The organism is Armatimonas sp. (assembly GCF_964826245.1).
Genome location: NZ_CBAYMC010000267.1, coordinates 1 through 5,410, shown reverse-complemented (window position 1 = coordinate 5,410; position 5,410 = coordinate 1). Strand labels below are relative to the sequence as shown.

Here is a 5,410-nt window from a genome sequence, read left to right as displayed (position 1 = left end):
GATGCCAATACCACGCTTGGGGCCAACGAGATCGACTCCCGTCGCGAGACTCAGGATCTGAGCGAGCAAGGCACCTACACGCCCGAGCTGTTTGCAGCCCACGTCATTAACCCAGACTCTGAGGCGATCAAAGTCACAAGGGCTGAGGGGATTCTGAGTGCGCTGGTGGCACCATCTGGCGGGACATTCTCGGGGATGGGAGCGCTCATCAACCTAGATGGCTGGACATGGGAGGAGATGTCGCTCGACCCACTCGTCGGGCTTCTGACCACGCTGCCAGGTGGCGGCGGCGGACGGCGCTTTGGCTCACACCATCACGATGATAGCCACAACGATGATGAGGATGACGACCTCAACCGAGCGGGTGCCGCCCAGCCGCCGTTTGTGGGCCGACGTGGTCAGGGGGCTCTGGGTGCGACTCCTATTGCCAGTGACCCGTTGCAGCCTGTCGCCGACTTCTTGGAGCAGGCGCGGCGCTACCAACAGGCACGAAACACCAACCCCAAGACCCCGCGAGACCTAAAGTTCGAGGCCATGTTCCCGGTGCTCGAAGGCAAGGTGCCTGTCTTTGTGAACGCCAACAGCAAGAAAGAGATCGAGTCGGCGGTGCGCTGGGCGAAGAAAGAAGGCTTCCCGCTGGTGATTGTGGGAGGAAACCAAGCCGATGAGTGCACGGAGCTTCTCGTCAAAGAAAATGTCCCCGTGCTCCTCGGCCCGACACTGGCCCTGCCGCGCAAGCTAGATGCCCCTTATGATGACTCCTTTACGCTTCCCGCCCGTCTGGCAAAAGCAGGGGTGAAGTTTGCCATCACAGGTGGCGGAGAGTCCCAGAAAGTTCGCAATCTTGCACAGCACGCGGCAATGGCGGCGGCCTTTGGCCTCAGCCGGGAAGAGGCGCTGAAGTCCATCACGCTTGGCGCGGCGGAGATTCTCGGCGCGGGTAGTCGCCTAGGAAGTATCGAGCCGGGAAAAGACGCGAACTTGGTGGTGACCAACGGCGATATTTTCGAGGTCATGACCCAGGTTCGGCAGGCATTTGTGGAAGGCAAGCCCGTCAATCTTTCCAGCAAGCAGTCCGGCCTCTACGAGCGCTGGCGGTCACGGCCTAAGTCCAAATGACAATAGCCGTACACAACGATGATCTGGGGGCGTGGCGTGGCGCGTGGGTGGGTGAGCTTCTGGGGGGGGCAACGGTGCTTGCCTGCCCCGATCCCGCCGCCGCCGTGCGTGCGGGTGAGGCAGACGCTGCCGCGCTCTCTGCCGAGGACTTTCCCACCGACCTAGAGCCCGCCGCCTTCTGTGAGCGTGGCGATATTCGTGATGCCTTGGTTGCCCCGGGAATCGGCACGCTGGAGCAGCTGCCAATCGGAGCACGGGTGGGCGCAAGCACGCCCCTTCGTCAGGCACAGCTTGCCACCCTCCGGCCCGATCTGGAGCTCGTCGTGCTTTCCGGCACCTTTGAAGAGCAGCTCTCTACGCTGGATCGGGGCGAGGTTGCTGCCGTGATCGTGGGCTACGCCGATCTCTCCCGCCTAGGGCTTTCCGAGGCCGCGACCGAGATCTTTGCTCCCGAGCTTTTTATGCCCGCGATAGGGCAGGGAGGAACCGTGGTGCTCTGCCACAAGGACGATCTGGAGAGATGCGCGGATGTCAACGCCGCCTGTGATCACTTCCCGACGCGTCGTGAGCTGATCTGTGAGCGGGAGTTTGCACGGCTCAATCCGGGAGCCCTTGTTACCGCCTGCGCTCTCTCCAGTGATCGTTTTCTCTATCTCTTTGCCTTAGGAATCACCAGCGATGGCAAGCCGATCCGCGTCCGCGCCGGTGCCCCCGTCAGCGATGTGAGCCAGGTTGCCGCACTTGCGACCCATGAGCTGAGCGCAGCCCGAAAACTCTGAAGAGTAAAGTCACTTGGAGCTTATGGGGTGGCTTGTCCGTAGGCTTCATGGTGCAACTATCGGTGAAAAAGCCCGCCATCACAACGAGGCCCCTTGAGGGGTCTTGCCGCAACAGCGGGCCGATTTATCCGCCCGGAAACGTAACGCCCGAAAACGTAACGCCCGGAATTACAGAGCCGCGATAATGGCGTCGGCCATCTCGGCGGTACCGACGGCGGTGGGGTCGTTGCGGTCGGGTTTCATGTCGTAGGTGACACTCACGCCCTCGGCGATGACCTTCTTGATCGCGTTCTCCAGGCGCTCGGCGGCGGCGTCTTCCTTCAGGTACTTGAGCATCAGGTAGCCCGAGAGGATCAGCGCGGTCGGGTTGACCTTGTTCTGGCCCTTGTACTTGGGCGCGGAGCCGTGGGTCGCCTCAAAGAGCGCACAGTCCGCACCGATATTGGCACCAGGCGCGACGCCGAGTCCACCAACAAGGCCTGCGCCTAGGTCGGAGAGGATATCGCCGTAGAGGTTGGGCATCACGAGTACATCGTAGTTCTCAGGCTTCTGCACGAGCTGCATGCACATCGCATCGACCAGCCACTCATCATAGACAATCCCTGCGCCCTTGCCTGCACAGTCGGCGAGCGTGGGATCGGCTTGTGCGGCGGCGGGGGTGCCGGGCGCAAACGTCGCACCGTAGGCTGCGGCCACTTCACGGGCGATCTTGTAGAACATGCCGTCGGTGTACTTCATGATATTGGCCTTACAGACCGCCGTCACTTTCTTCCGGTTGTTCTCAATGGCGTAGTCAAAGGCCACCTTGATGATCTGGCGCACGCCGGTCACGGAGAAGGGCTTGATCGAGATCGCGGAGTCAGAGCGGATCTTGCCACCCGCCATCTTGATGATCAGATTGGCCTCGTCGCTGCCCAGGTCGTACTCAACGCCGGCGTAGAGATCCTCGGTGTTCTCACGCACGATCACGATGTCAATATTGTCGTAGCGGGAGCGCACACCCTCGTAGGTCTTGCACGGGCGGATACAGGCGTAGAGGTCGAGCTCTTTGCGCAGGGCCACGTTGACAGACCGGAAGCCGGTACCAATCGGCGTGGTGATCGGGCCTTTGAGCGCCACTTTGTTCTTGCGGCACGACTCCAGCACGTTGTCCGGAAGCGGCGTCCCCGCCGTCTCCATGATGTCTACCCCTGCCTCAACCACATCCCAGTTAAACGACGACCCACTGGTCGCCACAGCTGCCTCTAAAACCCGACGGGTTGCCTCAACTAGCTCCGGCCCGGTTCCGTCGCCACGAATCAGCGTCACATTATGAACTGCCACAATTTGCTCCTAAAAGTTTCCTTGCCCACATCGCGCAGGCTCTCAGGACGTATTGTACCAAACCTACACTCCTAATGGCCTCCTGCCGAAGATGCTAGTATGCGTCTAAAACAGGGGAGTACTTTTATCGAACCGCTAAGGCACGAAAGTTACTGCTGGAGCTGGCGCTGCAAGGCTACAAAGCAGAGCATCAGGGCAAGTTTCCCGTCTCTATTCCTCCACGGGAGCTGAGAGCTTACACTACGACCCGACAACCGGAAAGCTCTGGTCGGTGGGGGGCAAAGGTCTTGACGAGCACGGTGCGGGCGACGATAGCTTGAAAGAATTCCCATGGGGCTAAACGATGAAACAACAGCTTAAAGAAGAAGAGAAGTCGAGCTATAAAGCGCCCGTCACCACAGCTCCCGCAGTCCTAGAGGCCGAGGTCGCAACCGAGGCCATTCGCACCCATGACCCGATCCCCAACTTTCGGCGCAGTGCGGTGACTCTAAAATCGCGGCGGCGGCAGTTTCTCCAGCGCGGCTTCATGCGACTGAAGGGGCAGCGGCTTAGCAAAAAAGGGGCACTGGTATTGCTCTCTGGCGCACTGCTCTTTGGCGGACGCTGGTACTGGGCCAATCAAGCCCCTGTGATTCCGTACCCGCCAAGAGTGGAGACGGCACAAACGGGTAGGAGTGCGGGCCCCTTCTTCATGGCCGCTGTAGATGCCCTGCCTGTGGAGATGACCGGCTATCCGTACTCACAGTCACAGAGTTTAGGGGGGCCTGATGTGGACACGCGCGAACAGCGTGTCGAGGCCGTGACGAAACTGGCTCCCTCGCTGAAGCTGATTCGGGAGGGCTTGCCGTACCAGTATGAGGGGCCAAAGACACGCTTATGGAAAGGGCAGCCATTTCGCTCAGGTATGGAGGCACCCGTGATGAACTTTATCGCAATGCGTACTCTGGGGCGTGGGCTTGCCGACGAAGCTCGATTGAAAGAAGAAGCGGGCGATTTTGTCGGTGCGCTAGGCGCGTCGCTGGATGCCGCCCAGCTCGGAACAGAGATCAGTCATGGGAGCGACTCTCTCGTCCAGCCCATGATCGGCGAGCTGGTGCTTGGCATTGGTATCTCCGAAGCAACCCGCAACGTCGCCAAACTCACGCCCGAGCAGGCTCAGAACGCCCTCGCGCGACTTCAGAAGATTCGCGCCCGGAGAACGACACGGGAGGAGATGTGGCAGGGCGAGATGCGCCAGAACCGGAGCCTTCTCGGGCAGCTCTTCCAAGACCCGAGTGGCACGCTCCCCCTCATGGCCTTCTCTTCTAGCAGCCAGACAGCGATTCCCTCCTACTTTGCGGAGCTGATGCGCTACGGCAAGCAGGGGCTTGTGGATCAAGTGATGGGCTACCAGAATAGCGTGCTGGAGAAGTTCCGTCTGCCGTATCAGCAGGCAAAACGGGTTGATTTAGCTCCGGCGGAGAGTGATCTGGTGCAGCTCATGACGCCCAACACGCGGCGGGTCGAGCGTGGGTATGCGGAGCGTTCGGTAAAGCTGGCACTGCTCCAAGCCGCTCTGATGCGGCAGGCAAAGAGCGGCTTAAAGCTCCCTGCTGATGCTTTTTCCGAAACGGGGTTGGAGCCGCTTCACTCCGATACGAAAACAGGCAAGGTCTGGTCGGTGGGGCCAAATGGGGTGGATGAGCACGGGGGCGGCGACGACATCTCAGGCTCATAGTGAGGGTACAATGCCTGGGTGAATGAAGAGATGTTTTTAGTTGGGGTTATCATGGGCAGCATCAGCGACTGGGACACCATGCGCCATGCCCACGAGACTCTGGAGCAGTTTGGTGTCGCCCACGAGTGCAAGATTGTCAGTGCCCACCGCACCCCCGACTTGCTAAAAGAGTACGCCGAGAGCGCGGAGGGACGCGGGATTGAAGTGATTATCGCGGGAGCGGGCGGCGCAGCGCATCTTCCGGGAATGGCCGCCGCGTTTTCCGTACTTCCTGTGCTGGGGGTACCCGTCGAGAGCCATGCACTCAAGGGCCAGGACTCACTTCTCTCCATTGTCCAGATGCCGGGGGGGATTCCCGTAGGAACGCTGGCGATCGGCAAGGCGGGCGCGATCAACGCCGCACTCCTAGCTATCGCGATCCTCTCCAACTCCCGCCCCGAGCTACGCGCAAAGCTCCAGGCCTTCCGCAAAA

General features: G+C 60.5%; 5 protein-coding genes. 4 read left to right on the top strand and 1 reads right to left on the bottom strand.

What is annotated here, in order from left to right:
* Together AC1XOS_RS19230 and AC1XOS_RS19225 are read left to right on the top strand one after the other, a co-directional pair.
* Window positions 1–1,119, top strand: a 1,119-nt coding sequence (locus AC1XOS_RS19230) for an amidohydrolase family protein (RefSeq protein WP_481963835.1), incomplete at its 5' end; no start/stop codon positions are given.
* On the top strand, window positions 1,116–1,898 hold the full coding sequence (locus AC1XOS_RS19225) for a hypothetical protein (protein WP_481963834.1): 783 nt from the start codon (window positions 1,116–1,118) through the stop codon (window positions 1,896–1,898). The genes AC1XOS_RS19230 and AC1XOS_RS19225, both read left to right, overlap by 4 nt.
* Before the next feature lie 168 nt (window positions 1,899–2,066).
* Here the strand turns inward: AC1XOS_RS19225 and AC1XOS_RS19220 are convergent, their stop codons facing one another.
* On the bottom strand, window positions 2,067–3,221 hold the full coding sequence (locus tag AC1XOS_RS19220; protein WP_481963833.1) for an isocitrate/isopropylmalate dehydrogenase family protein: 1,155 nt from the start codon (window positions 3,219–3,221) through the stop codon (window positions 2,067–2,069).
* A 343-nt stretch (window positions 3,222–3,564) separates the two neighbouring features.
* Here AC1XOS_RS19220 and AC1XOS_RS19215 point away from each other — a divergent pair, with 343 nt between their 5' ends.
* Window positions 3,565–4,938, top strand: a complete 1,374-nt coding sequence (locus AC1XOS_RS19215; protein ID WP_481963832.1) for a hypothetical protein — start codon at window positions 3,565–3,567, stop codon at window positions 4,936–4,938.
* 30 nt (window positions 4,939–4,968) lie between these two features.
* Window positions 4,969–5,410, top strand: a 442-nt coding sequence (purE, locus tag AC1XOS_RS19210; RefSeq protein ID WP_481963836.1) for a 5-(carboxyamino)imidazole ribonucleotide mutase, incomplete at its 3' end; no start/stop codon positions are given.